Here is a 16367-nt window from a genome sequence, read left to right on the forward strand (position 1 = left end):
ACTTCCCCCGCCGGATTCACCCTGCGGTATGCCCATCCGATATTTACTTGGGTGCTCAGACACCCTAGTAGGAAGGGGCTCGCATGGCCGTGGAGCGGTTGCTGCCCACCCCGGAGGCGGCCGAGTTGATCGCGCTCACCCGCGACATCGCCGACAAGGTTCTCATGCCCGTTGTGGACGCGCATGAGAAGGCCGAGACATACCCGCGGGGCGTCTTTGCCCAGTTGGGCGCGGCGGGGCTGTTGAGCGTGCCGCAGCCGGCGGCGTGGGGCGGCGGTGATCAGCCGTTCGAGGTGTATCTGCAGGTGCTCGAGGAGATCGCCGCCCGGTGGGCGGCGATTGCGGTGGCGGTCAGCGTGCACAGTTTGTCGTGTCACCCGCTTCTCGTGTTCGGTACCGATGATCAGAAGCAACGGTGGCTGCCCGGCATGTGCTCCGGTGAGCAGATCGGCGCCTACAGCCTTTCCGAGCCGCAGGCCGGCTCCGACGCGGCGGCCCTGCGGTGCGCGGCCGCCCGAACCGACGACGGCGGCTACCTGATCAACGGCTCCAAGGCGTGGATCACCCACGGCGGGCGGGCCGACTTCTACATCTTGTTCGCCCGCACCGGCCCGGGTTCGGGCGGGGTGTCGTGCTTTCTCATTCCGGCCGGCCTGCCCGGCCTGTCCTTCGGCAAGCCGGAGGAGAAGATGGGCCTGGCCGCGGTGCCGACCACCTCGGCGTTCTATGAGGGCGCACATGTCGACGCCGACCGGCTCATCGGCGACGAGGGCCGGGGCCTGCAGATCGCGTTCTCGGCGCTGGATTCGGGCCGGCTGGGCATCGCCGCGGTCGCGGTGGGGCTGGCGCAGGCGGCGCTGGATGAGGCCGGCGCCTACGCCAACGAGCGAACGACGTTCGGCCGCAAGATCATCGACCACCAGGGGCTGGGCTTTCTGTTGGCCGACATGGCCGCCGCGGTCGGGGCCGCACGGGCGACCTACCTCGACGCCGCCCGACGTCGCGACGCCGGGCTGCCGTATGCGACCCAGGCGGCCATCGCCAAGCTGGTGGCCACCGACGCGGCGATGAAAGTGACCACCGACGCGGTCCAGGTCTTCGGCGGCGTCGGCTACACCCGCGACTACCGCGTCGAGCGCTACATGCGCGAAGCCAAGATCATGCAGATCTTCGAAGGCACCAACCAGATCCAGCGGCTCGTCATCGCACGCACGCTCACCAGCCGTTAGCCTTCGGCAGCGGTCCAGTCGTAGGGCAGGAACTTTCCGTCGAGCGTCACGACCACGCGGTCGCCGCCCGGGTGCGGCTTCTTCTGCACATCCACGCTGAAGTTGATCGCGCTCATGATGCCGTCGCCGAAGTTCTCGTGGATCAGCTCCTTGATCGCGGCGCCGTAGACCTGGAGCACCTCGTAGAAGCGGTAGATGGTCGGGTCCGTCGGCACGGCGGTCGGCAGGCCGCCGCGCATCGGCACCGCGGCCAGCACCGGCACCGCGGTCGCGTCCACCCCGAGCATCTCGACGAGGACGTTGCCGAGCTCCGCCGGGATCGGGTGCTGGCCGAGCAACGCCGCGGTCGTCCAGACGACCGGCTTTCCGATCGCGTCGGCGAGCCGCTGCCAGCTCAACCCTTTCGCCAGCCGGGCCGCAACGATCTGGGCCGTGATCTCATCTCTCGTCATGCCCGCCAGCATGCCCGAGCAGCCGCATTCTCGGGCGGTTCGGGGTGGCCTATCGTGGCTGGCATGGATTTCGCGATGTCGGCCAGGGCGGCCGACCGTCACAACCGGCTGAGCGCGTTCATGACCGAGTTCGTCTTTCCCGCCGAAGCCGAATACGAGCGGTACCGCATCGAGAAGGGGCCGGGCGACCACACCCCGCCGCCGGTCGTCGAAGAGTTGAAGAAACTCGCCAAAGAGCGCGGGCTGTGGAATCTGTTCTTGCCGTCCGTCTCGGGCCTGACCAACAGCGAGTACGCCCCGCTGGCGGAGCTGACCGGGTGGAGCCTCGAGATCGCGCCCGAGGCGGTGAACTGCGCGGCGCCGGATACGGGCAACATGGAGATCCTGCACATGTTCGGCACCGAGCAGCAGCGCAAGGACTGGCTTGAGCCGTTGCTGAACGGCGAGATCCGCAGCGCGTTTTCGATGACCGAGCCCGCCGTGGCCAGCAGCGACGCCACCAACATCGCCACCACCATCGAGCGCGACGGCGACGACTACGTGATCAACGGGCGCAAGTGGTGGTCATCGGGTGCGGCGGACCCGCGCTGCAAGGTGCTCATCGTGATGGGCCGCACCGATCCCGACGCGGCGCCGCATCGGCAGCAGTCGATGATCCTGGTACCGGTGGCCACCCCGGGGGTCGACATCTTGCGGTCCACCTCCGTTTTCGGCTGGCAGGACCAGCACGGCCACTCTGAGATCGTCTACGACAACGTGCGGGTGCCCGCCGCCAACCTTCTCGGTGAGCAGGGCAGCGGCTTCGCGATCGCGCAGGCTCGGCTCGGTCCCGGCCGCATTCACCACTGCATGCGCGCACTCGGCGCGGCCGAACGCGCCCTGGCGCTGATGGTCGACCGCGCGCGCAGCCGCGTCGCGTTCGGCCGCCCGCTGGCCGAGCAGGGCGTCGTGCGGGAGTCGATCGCGAAGTCGCGCAACGAGATCGACCAGGCCCGGCTGCTCTGCGAGAAGGCCGCGTGGACGATCGACCAACACGGAAACAAGGAGGCCCGCAACCTCGTCGCACAGATCAAGGCCGTCGCGCCCCGGGTGGCCTGTGACGTGATCGATCGGGCCATTCAGGTGTTCGGTGCCGCCGGGGTCAGCGACGACGTCCCGCTGGCCCGGATGTACTCGTGGCATCGGGCGATGCGGATTTTCGACGGTCCCGACGAGGTCCACATCCGGTCCATCGCCCGTGCCGAGATCGGCCGGGAGAAGAGCGCTTTCGCTGCGGCGGTGACCTGATCGTGCCGATGTTGGACGGTGCCTGGAACTTTCGCGACGTCGCCGACGCCGCCGGGGTGCGGCCCGGGCGGTTCTTCCGGTCGAGCGAGCTGAGCACCCTCGAGGACGACGGTCGCGCCGAACTGCGGCGGCTCGGCATCACCGACGTGGCCGACCTGCGGTCGCCCCGCGAGGTCGAGCGCCGCGGACCCGGCCGGGTTCCCGGCGGGGTCGCGGTGCACCTCCTCCCGTTCCCCGACCTGGCCGCCGAGACGGACGGCGAGTCACCGCACGAACATGCGTGGAACCGCATGATGACCGAGCAGCCCACCGATGAGTCGGTCAGCGACGCGGCCGCCCGGTTCATGACCGAGGAGTACCGCCGCTTCCCGACCCTGCCCGGCGCACAACGTGCGGTGCGGCGGGTGATTTCGCTCCTGGTCGACGGGCGCCCGGTGATCACGCACTGCTTTGCCGGCAAGGACCGCACGGGCTTCACGGTCGCGGTGGTGCTCGAGTCGGTCGGCGTCGACCGCGACGCGATCATTGCGGACTACCTGCGCAGCAACGACGCGGTGTCCCAACTTCGCGACCGCATCCTCGACATGATGAGCCAGCGGGCCGGGTCGGGAATGACGCCCGAGGCCGCCACGTTCGCCGAGGCCCGGCTGTCCGAGGACGTGCTCGGTGTCCGCGAGGAATACCTCGACGCGGCGCGGCGCACCATCGACGAAAACTACGGATCACTGGACGCGTACCTGCGCGCCGCCGGTGTGTCCGCCGACGACCTCGGCGCGCTGCGCACCGCGCTGCTTACGTGAGAACCACGGCGCCAAGCCATATCGCGGCGGCACCAAGCCCCCCGGCCAGCTCCACTCCCATCGATAGTGCCGCACCCTTTACGGCATGAAGGGTCGAGCCGAACGCCCGCCGCTGATCACCACACCGCAGCAGTTCGGCCAGATACACGCCGAGCACGAAGCCGAGCACCAGGCCCAGCACGGGGACCACGAAGAAGCCGACGATGCCCAGCGCCGCGCCGGCGATCACGCTCCGCGACGGCACCTCGGCCCGGCGCAGGCGCCGCACCGGCCACACGTACTTGACCGCGGTGGTGGCCCCCAGCGCCGCGGTGACGACCGCGAGCGTCACCCACCCCGCGACCGTGTGCTCGATCACCGCCCACACCAGGATGGCGGTGTACACCAGCAGCACGCCGGGCAGCACCGGCACGACGATGGCGATCAGCCCGATCGCGATCACCAGCCCCACGAGGAGGACGCCGCCGGTGCTCAGGGTTCGAGCACCAGCTTGCCCATGACGCCGCCAGAAAGCTCTTGTGCTACAACAGCTTTCACGCGCAGTTAGCCAAGGCTGAAAGTGGCGTGCTTGGCGCCGGACAGGTCGCTGATCTCCCGCCAGTGGGCCGCGATGTCGTCCACCGACGGCGGGGTCTCGAACTTCGGGCCCTCGTTCTGAAACAGCGCGATCCGCTGCACCGAACCCCCGCCGACGATGAACACCGCGCCGTTGTCGGTCGACTCCTCGGTGCACAGATAGGCCACCACCGGAGCGACGTACTCGGGCTTCAGCTTCTCCAGCACCTCTTTCGGCAGGATGTCCTCGGTCATCCGGGTCGCGGCGACCGGCGCCACCGCGTTGGCGTGGACGTTGTACTTCGCGCCTTCCTGGGCCAGCGTGTTGATCAGCCCGACGAGGCCGAGCTTGGCGGCGCTGTAGTTCGCCTGCCCGAAGTTGCCGAACAGTCCGCTGGTCGAGGTGGCCACGACGACGCGCCCGAAGCTCTGCTCACGGAAATGCGGCCATGCCGCGCGGGTCACGTTGTAGCCGCCGTAGAGGTGCACCTTCAGCACCGCGTCCCAGTTCTCGAACGGCATCTTGTGGAACGTCCCGTCGCGCAGGATCCCGGCGTTGCTGACCACACCGTGTATCGCGCCGAACTCGTCGAGCGCGGTCTGGATGATCTTGGCGGCACCTTCGGAGTCGGCGACGCTGTCGTAGTTGGCCACGGCGCGGCCGCCCGCCTCGTGGATCTCGGCCACTACCTGGTCGGCCATCGCTGAGCCGGCCCCGGTGCCGTCGCGCGCGCCGCCCAGGTCGTTGACGACGACGTTGGCCCCTTCCTTGGCCAGGGTCAGCGCATACTGGCGGCCAAGCCCCCCGCCGGCACCGGTGACGACGATGACACGGTCCTGCACTCCTGGCATCAGGTTCCTTTCTCGGGCTTTCTTGCCTGGCGCGGTTGGCGGGTGCGCTCAGAACAGCCTGCGCGCGAGCTTCCAGCCCTTCTCTGTATACGGCGGGTAGATCATGCTGGATAAGTCGGGTCTCGTCGGCTTGGTCAACACCGACTTGCGATGGCTGAACTCCTCGAACCCCCAGCGGCCGTGATAGGCGCCCATCCCCGACGCGCCCACCCCGCCGAACGGCAGCCTGGCCGTCGAAAACTGGAATGCCAAGTGGTTGACGAGCATGCCGCCCGCGGGCACCTCACGGATCACGCGCTCGCGGATGGCGCGGCTCTTGGTGAACAGGTAGGCCGACAGCGGCTTCGGCCGCGAGTTGACGAAACGAATGGCGTCGTCGAGGGAGTGTACGGAGATGACCGGCAGGATCGGGCCGAAGATCTCATTTGTCATCAATGGCTCGTCGGGATCGGGATCGACGACAACGGTCGGGGCGATGCGCAGGTCGGTCGGGTCGGATTGACCGCCGACGGCGATCCTGCCCTTGGTGTCGGCCAGGTAGCCGGTCAGCCGGTCGAAGTGACGCTGGTCGACGATCCGCATGCCGGCGCGCTCCCCGGATTCGAACTTCTCGATGGCCTCACCGATCTTGGCGACCAACTCGTCGCGGATCTTCGCGTCGGCGAGCACGTAGTCCGGCGCCACGCACGTCTGCCCGGCGTTGAGCAGCTTGATCCAGGCGATCCGCTTGGCCGCCACGTCCACATCCGCGTCCTCGGCGACGATCACCGGGCTCTTGCCGCCCAGCTCCAATGTCACCGGCGTCAGGTGCGGCGCGGCGCCCTCGTAGACCTTGCGGCCGATCTCGGTTCCCCCGGTGAACAGCACCCGGTCAAAGCCCTGAGCGATGAGTTCCTGGCTGACGGCGCCGTCACCCTCGACGACCGCAACCGCGTCGTTGTCCAGGTAGCGCAGCACCAGCTCGGCCATCAGCCGCGATGAGGCGGGCGCGACCTCGGAGGGTTTGAGCACCACGGTGTTTCCCGCGGCGATCGCGCCGACCGCCGGGCCGAGGGTGAGCACGAACGGATAATTCCAGGCGCCGATTATCAGCACGGTGCCGTAAGGCTCGTACTCGATCCAGCCGAGACCGGGCAGCTGAGACAGCTCGAGCAGCGTGTAGCGGCGCCGCATCCACCGACGGACTTTCTTGGCGGCGTAGTGGGCTTCGGCGCCGGTCGTGGCGATGTCGGCCAGCCACGCCTCGAACGGCTTGCGCCCGAGGTCCTCGGCAAGCGCGGTCGCGATGGCCGGTTCGTTTTCGGTCATCATCCTCTCGAGCTGACGCAGCTGGTGCTTGCGCCACTCCACGCCGCGGGTGCGCCCCGTGGCAAAGGTTCGACGCAGGCGGTCGACGGTCTGCGCGACCGGAGCCGCCGCGGCGGCGACATGGGATTCCGGAGCGACATTGGGTACGGATTCGGTGGTCATCTTTGCGCCCTTCCCGAGGTCCTCGGCGGCCCCGCTGAACGCGATCCTAACCAACCGGTTGGCGCCCGAGTAGATACCCGTCAAGCAGGCGACTCAGCGGTGACGAAGGTGTTGTAGAACCCCGGCTCGTCGTCGGGAAGCCGGACGTGACGACCCAGCCGGGTCGATTCGTCGCGACCGTCCACCGACTGTGTGGTCCAGCCGTTCCGCCGGAACCACGCCGCGCAGTCCGGCCGCCCCTCGTTTCCGTACCAGAGCTCGAACGGGTGGAACGACACGTCCTGGCCGCGCTGCTCGCGCGCCGCCCGCAGTTCTTTCCACCGCTCTTCGGCCTCTTGTCGCCGATCGTCCTCGATGCCGAACACCTCGACCGCCACCCGGCTGCCGGGCGCGCTGAGCCCATCGAGCGCGGCGAACATCGCTTCCTGCGCAGCGCCGGGAAGGAACGGCAGCAGCCCTTCGGCCAGCCATGCGGTCGGCCGCGTCGGGTCGAAGCCGGCGTCGGTCAGCGCGGCGGGCCAGTCATGGCGCAGGTCCACCGCCACTTCCCGTCGCGTTGTCGACGGCCTGGCCCCGCACGCGTCGAGCGTGGCGGTCTTGTACTCCAGCACCGCCGGCATGTCGATCTCGTAGACCACGGTGCCGGCCGGCCATTCCAGCCGGTAGGCGCGCGAATCCAACCCTGCCGCCAGGATCACGTGTTGGCGGATGCCCGCCGCGGCGGCCGCGGTGAAGAAGTCGTCGAAGAAATGCGTCCGGACGGCTTGGTAGTCCACCATCTCCTGCTGGCGCATCGCGAATTCGTCGGCCTGTTCCGCCGAGTCGGCGTACAGCGACGCCACCTGGTCGCGCACCCCGGCCAGTTCCGGCGTCGACACCAGCGGTTCGGCGAACTCGTCGCGGATCAGCGGGTCGTCGCTGTTGGTTTCGCTGGCCCGCGCCAGGGCCACCATCACCGCGGTCGCGCCGACGCTGGTCGCGATGTCCCAGGTGTCGTTGTCGCTGCGCGTCATCGCTGCGACCCCGCGGTCACGAACGTGCCGATGACGAGTGGCTCCTCGTTGACCTGCTCGGGCAGCGGGCGACCCAGCTGCGCCAGATAGTCGCGGCCGTGCACCGACTCGGTGCTCCATCCACGCGTGGCGAACCACTCCGCGGGATCGGAGCGTTCGTCATCCTGATACCACAGGTCTCCGGGATCGAACACGTTGTCACCCAGGCGCTCACGCAACTCCTCGGCGCGCTCGCGCTGCTTCTCGATCGCCTGCCTGGCTTGCTCGTCGATCGCCCAAACCTCCAGTGCGATACGGCTGCCGGGAGCGCTGAGCGACACGATGTCCACGAACATCCGGTCCTGTGCCTGCCCGGGCAAGAACAGCAGCAGCCCCTCCGCCAGCCACGCGGTCGGTAGTTTGGGGTCGAACCCGTTGTCGCGTAGCGCTTTCGGCCAGTCCTGGCGCAGATCCTGCGCCACCTCCCGGCGGGTTGCCGTCGGCTGCACACCGTGCGCGGCCAGGGTCGCCGACTTGTACTCGAGTACCTTCGGCAGATCCACCTCATACACCGTGGTGCCGTCCGGCCACGCGAGCCGATACGCCCGCGAATCGAGGCCGGCGGCCAGTATCACCACCTGGCGGATGCCCGCGTCTGCCGCCGACGCGAAGAACGCGTCGAAGAAATGGGTGCGCGCGGCCTGGTAGTCGACCATGTGCCGGTAGATGGCTTCGTTTTGCGGATCGCTTTCGAAGGTCGACGCCATCCGGGTCAGCAGGTCCGTCAGTTCCGGCGTGCCGATGAGGGTGGCGGCGAGCTCGTCACGGATCAGCGGGCTGTCGCTTGCGGTCTCGGCTGCCCGCGCCGCGGCCACCATGACCGCGGTCGATCCCACGCTGGTCGCGATGTCCCATGAGTCGTCGTCGGTGCGCGTCGTCATCACCTCATCGTCCTCCGCGTTCGGCGGTCACGAACGTCGCAAACGCGTCGTCGTCGGCGGCCTGCAGCGCGATGTAGCGCCCGAGCCTGCGCTGCACGTCTTGCGATGGCTCCGCGTGCGCGTGCCAGCCGTGGCGGTCGAGCCACTCTGCGACGTCGGCGCGCTCGGGGTCGTCGTAGGTCAGATCCTGCACGTCGACGGTCTGTGGGATGCCGAGCTGGTCGGAGATCCGCTGGAATCTCTCCCGCATCGCGTCTCGCCGCTCGGACGAGTGGCTGCCGACGGTTTCTACGGATATCCGGCTGCCGTCTGCACTGAGCGCGGTGATCTGCTCGAAAAGCCGGTCCTGGGCGTCGGCAGGCAGATACATCAGCAGGCCTTCGGCCAGCCATGCGGTCGGCCTGGCGGGGTCGAAGCCCGCGCCGCGCAGCGCGGCCGGCCAGTCGAACCGCAAGTCGACCGCGACCTCGCGACGCTGCGCAGAGGGCCGCGCGTCGTGCGCGGCCAGCGTTGCGGCCTTGTATTCCAGCACTTTCGGCTGATCGATCTCGTAGACCACCGTTCCCGGCGGCCACGCAATGCGGTAGGCGCGCGAGTCGAGACCCGCGGCCAGGATCACCACCTGACGGATGCCGGCCGCGGTGGCGTCGGCGAAGAATGTGTCGAAGAAGTGTGTGCGGACGGCCTGGTAGCTGCGCATGTGCTCGAACATCGCGGCAGCTTCGGCGTCGATCCCAGCCAGCTTGTCGGCGAACGTGTCGTCGAGCATGTGCTCCCAGACGCCGGTGGCCGCGCCGGACACCAGGATCTGCGCGTACGGATCGTTGATCAGCGCGTCCGGCCGCTTGGTTTCCGCGGCCCGGGCGGCGGCGACCATCACCGCGGTGATCCCGACGCTGGTCGTGATGTCCCACGTGTCGTCATGGGTACGCATCGTGCTCATCGCGCTCCTGCTCTACAGAGATTACGGTGGCGACCGGCTACGTGCCCAGCCGGGCGCGAAGCAGTTCGCTGTTGACGGCTTCCTCGGCGAGGTCCGCCGGCACCCGCCGGCCCAGTCGGGCCATCTCCCCGGCGCCGTCGGCGCGGATGCACCGGACGTCGCCGGGCATGGCTTCTGGCTCGCTCATCTCATGAGCCATCCTACCGAACCGGTTAGGTGTGCTAGACGCTAGTGTGCCGGAGATCACGCCGGTGGCGCAGGTTCTAGCCCTTGAGGTCCCAGAGCTGGCCCTTCAGCAGCAACCGGAACTGCTCGGTGATGACCTCGAGCTCCTCGTGGCTGCCGACGAAGCCGGCGTAGAACCCCATACCCCACAGCATCGACACCAGCATCTCGACGAGCGCCCCGGCGCTGGCGTCGGTCTGCAGCTCGCCCCGCTCGATCGCTCCGTTGACCGCCCACAGCAGGAATTCGCGCGTGTTGCGGAGCGCGTCGTGTTTCGGCGCCTGGCGCAGCTCCGGATGGCGTTGCGATTCCAGCACGGACGTGACGAGAAATGCTGCGGCAGAACGGTCCCGGGCGTCGGCCTGGGTTGCCGCGTAGACGAAGCCCGACAATTGTCCGATCAGTGTGTCCGATTCGAATGCCTTTTGGACGCCGACGCTTACCACCATGGCATTGGTGGCCTCGATTACCTCCTGATAGAGCGCTCGTTTGCTCTTGAAATAATGGTTGATCGCTGGCCGGGTCAGGTCGGCGCGAACCGCGATTTCCTGGGACGTGGCCGCGTCGTATCCGAGTTCGCTGAAGACCTGTCGAGCCGCACGAACGATGCGCTCGCGAGTTTCTGCAGCCTTCGCTCCGGGGGGTCGCCCTGGCCCCCTCGTCGCCGACGACACGCACGCATTCTGCCAACACATCTGGAATTCTTGAGAATTGCAGAATGCGACGGCCGGCCTGAGCGAGGCGGTGCCGGAATTCGTCTTGTGAAGCCGCGTCTGTGAATAACCAGACTTCAGTCCCAACAGAATTGCCCGGCAACGGTTTTGGCCTTAGAGCGCATGGCCGGACGCGTAGGCGATCGCCCATCGGCGGACGGTGCGGGCGTATAACCTGGAATTGTTGTAGGCGAGTAATGCCGCCATCCACCCTCGCGGGGTGGAAAGGTCGCCGCCGCGATAACACAGATAGCCCGCGGCCGACAGCGCGGCGTCGTCGAGGTTGTCCGGAGAGACGACGCCGTCGTTGTGCGCGTCGACTCCGTACAGCCGCCACGTTTCGGGAATGAACTGCATCGGCCCCATCGCGCGCGCGTACACCGGTACGCCGTCGGGCGGATCGTCGACGATTCGCAGGTTGCCACGTGAGCCGTCGAGGCGCACACCCCGGATCGGGGGGCGGACGTCGCCGTTCGGCGCGATCGTCGCCCCACGATAGGTGCCGTTGTGGCTCTCCACCATGCCGATGCCGGCCAGCGTCGTCCAGCCCAGATGGCACCTCTCGTTCTCCACCTGCGCGACCTTGGCCGCGTAGGCATACGCCTCCAGCGCCAGAACGGGCATGCCGAGGGCGGGAGCGCGGGCAGCGGCCCACGAATGCAATTGGTCAGCCGGGCGACCGTGGACATGGGTGTCGATGTTGGGCACCGGGTCACCCGACGGCGGAACGACTTCAGGTATCGGAATGGTCGGAGACCACAAGCACGCCGACGCCATCAGCGTCGCCAGGAGACTGACCAGGGCGACTGCTCGAAGCCAACGGGCAGGTGACATGGACTCTCCCAAACGATGAGCGTCGTCACCTCATCGTCGCACGAGATATTAAGACGTCGGGGCTTTTCCCCTCGGGATTCGCCGTGCGCCTAGGTTCGGAACGACACCGCCATCACGACGATGTCGGCACCGAGCAGCACCAACCCGCAGATCGGCACCACGAAGCCCATCCGCGCCTTGCCGTGAAGAACGAAATGACGATGCTGAGCGCGGCGATGATCGGGGCGCCCTAGAACAGGAGCGCGAAGACCGAGCCGCTGGGGCCCTGACAGGGATGGTTGCTGCATCCGGATGTACTCATCACAGTCCCGATGCCGAAGATCAGCACGAGGACCGCAACCGGGACGGCGAGCAGGGCCAATATCCAGTTTACCCACAACCGGAGCCGGTGCGGAGGGCCTTCGGCAGCAGCTCCTGCGTCGTCGGTGCCGGCACTTTGCGTACCGATGTCCCTGGTGGTGCCTTTCACGGCGCAACCTCCTCGCATCGTCGGTCTCGCTGAGCCGGTGTCAACCGCCTACCCGTTGCCGGCGCCGCGAAACCCGGGGAGGGGATCAGCCCACCGCGCTGCCTTTGCTCCACTGGTCCCACGGAACGTTCCAGTCGCCGTTTTGCCAGATTTGCAGCGTCGGGCCACCGGTGTTGTGGACTTCCACGACGTCGCCGGGTTGGGAGAAGTCGAAAAACCACTTGGCGTTGTCGGCGTTGAGGTTTAGGCAACCGTGGGACGTGTCGGTGTTGCCCTGTGCCCACACCGTGGCATCGAGTTCGTGAAGATAGATCCCGTCGGTGCTGATCCGGGTGGCGTACCTGATCGTCTCGCGGTATCCGAGGCGGGAGTTGATGGGCAACCCGAAGGTCGAGGAGTCCATCACCACCGGATTTCCCTTGTCCATCACGGTGTAGACGCCGGGCGGGGTCCAAAACGACAGTGTCCGTCCGGCTATCTCCTCGGTCCCGCCCATCCCCATCGATGTCGGCATCGTGCGGACCAGTCTGCCGCCGTCGAAGACGCTGACCTGCTTGGTGTTGTCATCGGCGATGGATACATGCGCGTCGCCGATGGTGAACGAAACCTGGCTGTCGTCTTGACCGTACAGCCCATCACCCAGTGCCGCGCCGTAGATGTTCGCCGCGACCCGCACCACGGTCCCGGGCGTGTAGTAGTGCTCCGGACGCCAGTGCGCATGCTGGTTGTCGACCCAATTCCAGGACCCCGGTACGGGTGGCGAGGTCGTCACCGCCAGCCGGCGCTCCGCGGCCGCCCGGTCACCGATCGGCTCGTCGAAGTGGGCCACGATCACCGTTCCGATGCCGTATCTGCCGCCCTCTTGCAGGCTCGCGCCGGAGGTGTCGGTCAGGTACGCCTCCGTCTGGTTGCCCGGCGTCACCGTGGAAAACGCGGAGACCTGGGTCGAGAGAACTCCGCCCGGTCCGCGGCTGGTTGCGATGATCGTGTAGGTGCGGCCGTAGCCGAGCGGAGTCGCGGGCTTCCAGGATGTGCTGCCCGGTGTCATGAACCCCGGGATCGGCTTGCCTGAGTCGTTGACCATCGCGACGCTGGTCAACACGCCCGTGGCCGCCGTCACCAGCACCCGGCCCGCCGGGTCGACATCGTGGGCGTCGCGCCCCGGGGTGATCGTGACGATGGCCGGCGACGGCAGTGGTGCGGCCGACCGCGCGGCCGCGACGAGTCTGCAGCCCGCCGCGCATTTCGGCAGCGAAGCGCCGTCCATTGCGGCGAGCACCGCGAGCACGACGAGAACGGTGGTAAGTCCGAACAGGCGCGCGCGGCGATCGGAGTTCGTGGAAACGTCTCCACGGGCGTTCGGCTCTGCCAGCGGATGCTCCTCGAATCATGCTTCGGAGTGGAACGGACGTCTGAAAATGATAGCCGCGACGGCCGCGTTCGCGCGGCCGGGACCGGCGCTCGCCGATCATCAAAAACGCTGCGGGGCCTGATCTCTTCGACGCCGAATCAAATCCCGCGTCAGCCGCCGGGGTGGTGCCGCCCGCCGTTGGGCTGCCCGCAGGTGCCGTTGGTGGCCGGGCGCAGGTTGATCGTGGTCGCCTGCAGCGTCCCGCTGCTGTCGTTGGTGCCGCGCGCAGCGATGCACTTGCCCTGGGCGATGGCTTGCGAGTTCGCCACTGCCCGCTTGGCGTACGTGGTCGTGTTGTCGACCTGGACGTTGGTTTGGGTGGTGTTGCCGTTGGAGTCGGTCGCGTTGACGACGATCGTGTTTCCGTTGACCGAGCTGACGGTGCCGCCGACGCCGCCGCGCCCGCGCGGTGGCTGGCACCCCCCGGTCGCCGACGCGTTGATCGACACCGTCCGGGCCGCGACGGTGCCGCCGCTCTGCGGAGGGCCTCCGGCCGGGCGGACCGCGACGCAGCTGCCGGGCGTGACATCGGTGAGTTGGGCCGGCGTGACCTCCGAGACCGTGGTCGCGGGCGAGTAGGCCACGGTCGCGGTTCCGCTCTGTTGCGTCACCTGGATCGTCGTGCCCGACACCGCGGAGATCAGTCCTGCCACGTGATCCTTGCCCTGCACCGACGGAGTCCCCGACGTCGACGACGGCGCGGACGTGGACGCGGAACTGCTCGATGGGTTCGATGACGTAGGCGATCCGCTGGTGGAAGAGCCGCACGCGGCTACCGACACCGCGGTGATTCCGATGACCGCCAGCAGCGGGTATTTTGACATCGCCGTCCTGGGCATGGTTGATGGCTCCTTCTTCGTCCGTCTGTCACGTGTGCGACGCCACCAGCGTCAGCGGCCGAGCTAGGTCTGAGCTTTCGGCCGGATGTGAGACACCTGTGTCATCCCCCACACCTGAGAGCAGGATGAGAACCGCTGCAAATCAAGCCCTTTGGAAGAGCAGCGCCTGCACCATGCCCCGGCGACCTACGATCCAGCCATGCTGACACCGGCCGGGCTCTCGCGCAGGGCGGTCGACCGGGTGCGCACGCGCGACCCGGAACGTGACGCGCTGCGGCGTGCGCTGCGGGCCGCGATCGTGGTGCCGATCGCGGCGGGGGTCAGCTTCTTGGCGGTCGGTGGGACACAGGCACCGCTGTTCACCGTGATCGGCTCGATCTGGTTGATGGTGCTGGTTGATTTTCCGGGCACGCGACAGGTCCGTGCGCTGGCCTACTGCGGCTTGGGTCTCAACGGTGCCGTGTTGATAATCCTGGGCACCTTGGTGCAGCCCATTCCATGGCTCGCGGTGACGATCATGTTCGTCCTCGGGGTGGCGGTGACATTGGCCGGTGTCCTCAGCGAAACGATCGCCGCGGGCCAGCGCGCGACGCTCCTGACGTACGTGTTGCCCGTGTGCACACCGCCCGGACCGATCAGCGAGCGGCTGGTCGGCTGGGCGATCGCCTGGATCGTGTGCGTTCCGGCCGCGCTGTTCTTCCTTCCACCGCGCCATCATGGCGATCTACGCCGGCATGCGGCGCAGGTCTGCGCCGCGTTGGCCGATCGGCTGGAAGGCGTCGGCTCGGCGGCGGAGGTGTCGCAGGCGATGCAGGCGCTGAAGACGAACTTCTTGAGCGCCGACTACCGGCCGGTGGGCTTGTCGGCCGGTAGCCGTGCACTGGTGCGGGTGGTTGACGACCTGGAGTGGGTCAGCGAGCGCCTGACGAACGCCGCACAGGTGGCACTGGCCGACATGACGGAGCCCGCCGTCAGCGTGTTGCGATGTTGTGCCCGTGCGCTGGACGCGGCGCGCGTCTCCAAGCGCACGGTAGACCGCACCGAGTTGGACGCGGCACTTGCCGGGTTGCGGTCGGTGGCCAGGGGGCGCTACCGCGAGGACGTCGTCCGGCTCCTCGCCGAGCGCGACGACGGCGCCTCGGTCGCGCTTGGGCGGGAGCTGCTCACGCGGCGCACCATCGCGACAACCGTCGGGCTGACGGGCCGGGTGATCGCGGCCGCGGCGGCAGCCGACGCCCGCCCATCCTGGGCGAAGGCGCTCGGCCTGCGACTGCCGCCCACCGGGGCGGCCGACCTGTTGATACCCGAAACCGTGGCCGTCACCACCATTACGACCGGCTTTCTGACTACGCGGTCGGTGGCTGCGCGCAACGCGGTGCGCACCGGCGTCGGCCTGGCGTTGGCGGTCGCCACCACGCACCTGTTTCCGATCCAGCACGGGTTCTGGGTGGTGCTCGGGGCGATCGTGGTGCTGGGCAGCAGCGCGCTGACGACCGGCACCAAGGTCGTTCGCGCAATGGTCGGCACGGCGATCGGAGTCGTTCTCGGCGCGGTGCTCATCGCCGCCGTCGGCGTGGACCCGGTCCTGCTCTGGACGCTGCTGCCGATCGTGATCTTCGGGGCGGCCTACACTCCGCGCGTCGCGTCGTTCACCGCCGGGCAGGCCACGATGACGATGATGGTGCTGATCGTTTTCAACCTGATCGTCCCGACGGGCTGGCGGATCGGGCTGCTGCGAATCGAAGACGTCATGGCCGGCGCCGCGGTGGCGGTCGCGGCGTCGCTGCTGCTGTGGCCCAGGGGCGCTACCGCGTCGGTGTACGCGACGATCGGGGCCGCGGTGGACGTCGGCGCACGCTTCCTTCGTGCGGCGGTGCTGCGCGTCACCCGTGGCGCATCGGAGGAGATCGATGACCAGGTCGCCAGCCTCAACCACGACGCGCTTGCGGCAAGCCGGACCGTCGACGACGCGCTGCGCCATTACCTGTCCGAAAGCGGCGGCTCCACGGACCTGCGGGCACCGGTCATCCGCGCGGCCAACCGCGCGATCCGCCTGCGCACGGCTGCCGAGGTCATCGCCGACATCCGCACGCCGCCGCCGCTGTCGGCATACCCTCGCACGCGCGCTGTCCTCGAGTCGCACGCCGAATCTGTCGCGGAGCGGCTGAAGGGCGAGAGCGACAAGACGTGGCCGCCGGTCAGCGACGAGTTCGTCCTCGCGCTGCGCGCGGAGTTCACCGGCGACGAGGCCGCCGTCAGCGCCGCGCTGCCGCTGGTCGCCGTCGCGGCCAACCTCGGCGAGCTCGAGCTGCTCTACCCGGCCCCGGCCGCGGCCGCGGGGGTCGCGGGCTGATG

The 16367-nt window shown here is 68.3% G+C and carries 18 protein-coding genes; 5 read left to right on the forward strand and 13 right to left on the reverse strand.

Annotated elements, in window-relative coordinates; genetic code table 11:
• Window positions 1–83: 83 nt before the first annotated feature.
• Window positions 84–1229 carry an acyl-CoA dehydrogenase family protein gene (locus tag VKG81_RS01710; protein ID WP_324389091.1) on the forward strand — a complete coding sequence of 382 codons (1146 nt, stop codon included), beginning with the start codon at window positions 84–86 and terminating at the stop codon, window positions 1227–1229.
• On the opposite strand, the gene cynS is transcribed toward VKG81_RS01710, so the two are convergent.
• Entirely contained in the window at window positions 1226–1693 is a 468-nt protein-coding gene (gene cynS / locus VKG81_RS01715) for a cyanase (RefSeq protein ID WP_324389092.1), read from the reverse strand. The two genes, VKG81_RS01710 and cynS, sit on opposite strands and share 4 nt — an antisense overlap.
• A gap of 63 nt (window positions 1694–1756) precedes the next feature.
• On the opposite strand from cynS, the gene VKG81_RS01720 reads away from it, so the two are divergent.
• Both VKG81_RS01720 and VKG81_RS01725 read left to right on the forward strand, forming a co-directional pair.
• On the forward strand, window positions 1757–2968 hold the full coding sequence (locus VKG81_RS01720; RefSeq protein ID WP_324389153.1) for an acyl-CoA dehydrogenase family protein: 1212 nt from the start codon (window positions 1757–1759) through the stop codon (window positions 2966–2968).
• Between the two features lie 8 nt (window positions 2969–2976).
• A complete protein-coding gene (locus VKG81_RS01725; protein ID WP_324389155.1) occupies window positions 2977–3768 on the forward strand; it encodes a tyrosine-protein phosphatase in 792 nt (263 codons plus the stop codon).
• Here VKG81_RS01725 and VKG81_RS01730 read toward each other — a convergent pair.
• The 12 genes from VKG81_RS01730 to VKG81_RS01785 form a co-directional block, all read right to left on the reverse strand.
• A complete protein-coding gene (locus tag VKG81_RS01730) occupies window positions 3761–4243 on the reverse strand; it encodes a DUF456 domain-containing protein (RefSeq protein WP_324389157.1) in 483 nt (160 codons plus the stop codon). The two genes, VKG81_RS01725 and VKG81_RS01730, sit on opposite strands and share 8 nt — an antisense overlap.
• Window positions 4244–4311: 68 nt before the next feature.
• On the reverse strand, window positions 4312–5175 hold the full coding sequence (locus VKG81_RS01735; RefSeq protein ID WP_324389093.1) for an SDR family oxidoreductase: 864 nt from the start codon (window positions 5173–5175) through the stop codon (window positions 4312–4314).
• A 48-nt stretch (window positions 5176–5223) separates the two neighbouring features.
• Complete coding sequence (locus VKG81_RS01740) at window positions 5224–6645, reverse strand: aldehyde dehydrogenase family protein (protein WP_324389160.1); 1422 nt, start codon at window positions 6643–6645, stop codon at window positions 5224–5226.
• Between the two features lie 80 nt (window positions 6646–6725).
• Window positions 6726–7658, reverse strand: a complete 933-nt coding sequence (locus VKG81_RS01745) for a class I SAM-dependent methyltransferase (RefSeq protein ID WP_324389095.1) — start codon at window positions 7656–7658, stop codon at window positions 6726–6728.
• Window positions 7655–8581 (reverse strand): class I SAM-dependent methyltransferase, encoded by a 927-nt coding sequence (locus VKG81_RS01750; RefSeq protein WP_324389097.1) that lies wholly within the window; start codon window positions 8579–8581, stop codon window positions 7655–7657. Before VKG81_RS01750 ends, VKG81_RS01745 begins: the two co-directional genes overlap by 4 nt.
• 1 nt (window position 8582) lies before the next feature.
• Window positions 8583–9521, reverse strand: a complete 939-nt coding sequence (locus VKG81_RS01755) for a class I SAM-dependent methyltransferase (RefSeq protein WP_324389099.1) — start codon at window positions 9519–9521, stop codon at window positions 8583–8585.
• A gap of 37 nt (window positions 9522–9558) precedes the next feature.
• Entirely contained in the window at window positions 9559–9708 is a 150-nt protein-coding gene (locus tag VKG81_RS01760; RefSeq protein ID WP_324389171.1) for a hypothetical protein, read from the reverse strand.
• Between the two features lie 76 nt (window positions 9709–9784).
• The gene (locus VKG81_RS01765) at window positions 9785–10420 is read right to left on the reverse strand and encodes a TetR/AcrR family transcriptional regulator (RefSeq protein ID WP_324389101.1); all 636 of its coding nucleotides are present in this window, start codon (window positions 10418–10420) and stop codon (window positions 9785–9787) included.
• Between the two features lie 153 nt (window positions 10421–10573).
• Complete coding sequence (locus VKG81_RS01770) at window positions 10574–11293, reverse strand: lytic transglycosylase domain-containing protein (protein ID WP_324389102.1); 720 nt, start codon at window positions 11291–11293, stop codon at window positions 10574–10576.
• A 229-nt stretch (window positions 11294–11522) separates the two neighbouring features.
• On the reverse strand, window positions 11523–11762 hold the full coding sequence (locus VKG81_RS01775; RefSeq protein ID WP_324389104.1) for a hypothetical protein: 240 nt from the start codon (window positions 11760–11762) through the stop codon (window positions 11523–11525).
• An 85-nt stretch (window positions 11763–11847) separates the two neighbouring features.
• Window positions 11848–13029 (reverse strand): L,D-transpeptidase, encoded by a 1182-nt coding sequence (locus tag VKG81_RS01780; protein WP_324389162.1) that lies wholly within the window; start codon window positions 13027–13029, stop codon window positions 11848–11850.
• Between the two features lie 254 nt (window positions 13030–13283).
• Window positions 13284–13826, reverse strand: a complete 543-nt coding sequence (locus tag VKG81_RS01785) for a DUF5666 domain-containing protein (RefSeq protein ID WP_414685111.1) — start codon at window positions 13824–13826, stop codon at window positions 13284–13286.
• A gap of 52 nt (window positions 13827–13878) precedes the next feature.
• Here VKG81_RS01785 and VKG81_RS01790 point away from each other — a divergent pair, with 52 nt between their 5' ends.
• Together VKG81_RS01790 and VKG81_RS01795 are read left to right on the forward strand one after the other, a co-directional pair.
• Complete coding sequence (locus tag VKG81_RS01790; RefSeq protein WP_324389173.1) at window positions 13879–14079, forward strand: hypothetical protein; 201 nt, start codon at window positions 13879–13881, stop codon at window positions 14077–14079.
• A 132-nt stretch (window positions 14080–14211) separates the two neighbouring features.
• Window positions 14212–16365 (forward strand): FUSC family protein, encoded by a 2154-nt coding sequence (locus VKG81_RS01795; protein WP_324389107.1) that lies wholly within the window; start codon window positions 14212–14214, stop codon window positions 16363–16365.
• The last annotated feature ends 2 nt before the right edge of the window (window positions 16366–16367 follow it).

The organism is Mycobacterium sp. (assembly GCF_035314905.1).
GTDB lineage: Bacteria > Actinomycetota > Actinomycetes > Mycobacteriales > Mycobacteriaceae > Mycobacterium.

Coding starts and splice junctions, on each gene's coding strand:
- VKG81_RS01710 (WP_324389091.1), top strand. CDS start 84: ATGGCCGTGGAGCGGTTGCTGCCCACCCCGGAGGCGGCCGAGTTGATC.
- VKG81_RS01760 (WP_324389171.1), bottom strand. CDS start 9,708: ATGAGCGAGCCAGAAGCCATGCCCGGCGACGTCCGGTGCATCCGCGCC.
- VKG81_RS01725 (WP_324389155.1), top strand. CDS start 2,977: ATGTTGGACGGTGCCTGGAACTTTCGCGACGTCGCCGACGCCGCCGGG.
- VKG81_RS01740 (WP_324389160.1), bottom strand. CDS start 6,645: ATGACCACCGAATCCGTACCCAATGTCGCTCCGGAATCCCATGTCGCC.
- VKG81_RS01780 (WP_324389162.1), bottom strand. CDS start 13,029: ATGGACGGCGCTTCGCTGCCGAAATGCGCGGCGGGCTGCAGACTCGTC.
- VKG81_RS01720 (WP_324389153.1), top strand. CDS start 1,757: ATGTCGGCCAGGGCGGCCGACCGTCACAACCGGCTGAGCGCGTTCATG.
- VKG81_RS01755 (WP_324389099.1), bottom strand. CDS start 9,521: ATGAGCACGATGCGTACCCATGACGACACGTGGGACATCACGACCAGC.
- VKG81_RS01795 (WP_324389107.1), top strand. CDS start 14,212: ATGCTGACACCGGCCGGGCTCTCGCGCAGGGCGGTCGACCGGGTGCGC.
- cynS (WP_324389092.1), bottom strand. CDS start 1,693: ATGCTGGCGGGCATGACGAGAGATGAGATCACGGCCCAGATCGTTGCG.
- VKG81_RS01770 (WP_324389102.1), bottom strand. CDS start 11,293: ATGTCACCTGCCCGTTGGCTTCGAGCAGTCGCCCTGGTCAGTCTCCTG.
- VKG81_RS01735 (WP_324389093.1), bottom strand. CDS start 5,175: ATGCCAGGAGTGCAGGACCGTGTCATCGTCGTCACCGGTGCCGGCGGG.
- VKG81_RS01745 (WP_324389095.1), bottom strand. CDS start 7,658: ATGACGCGCAGCGACAACGACACCTGGGACATCGCGACCAGCGTCGGC.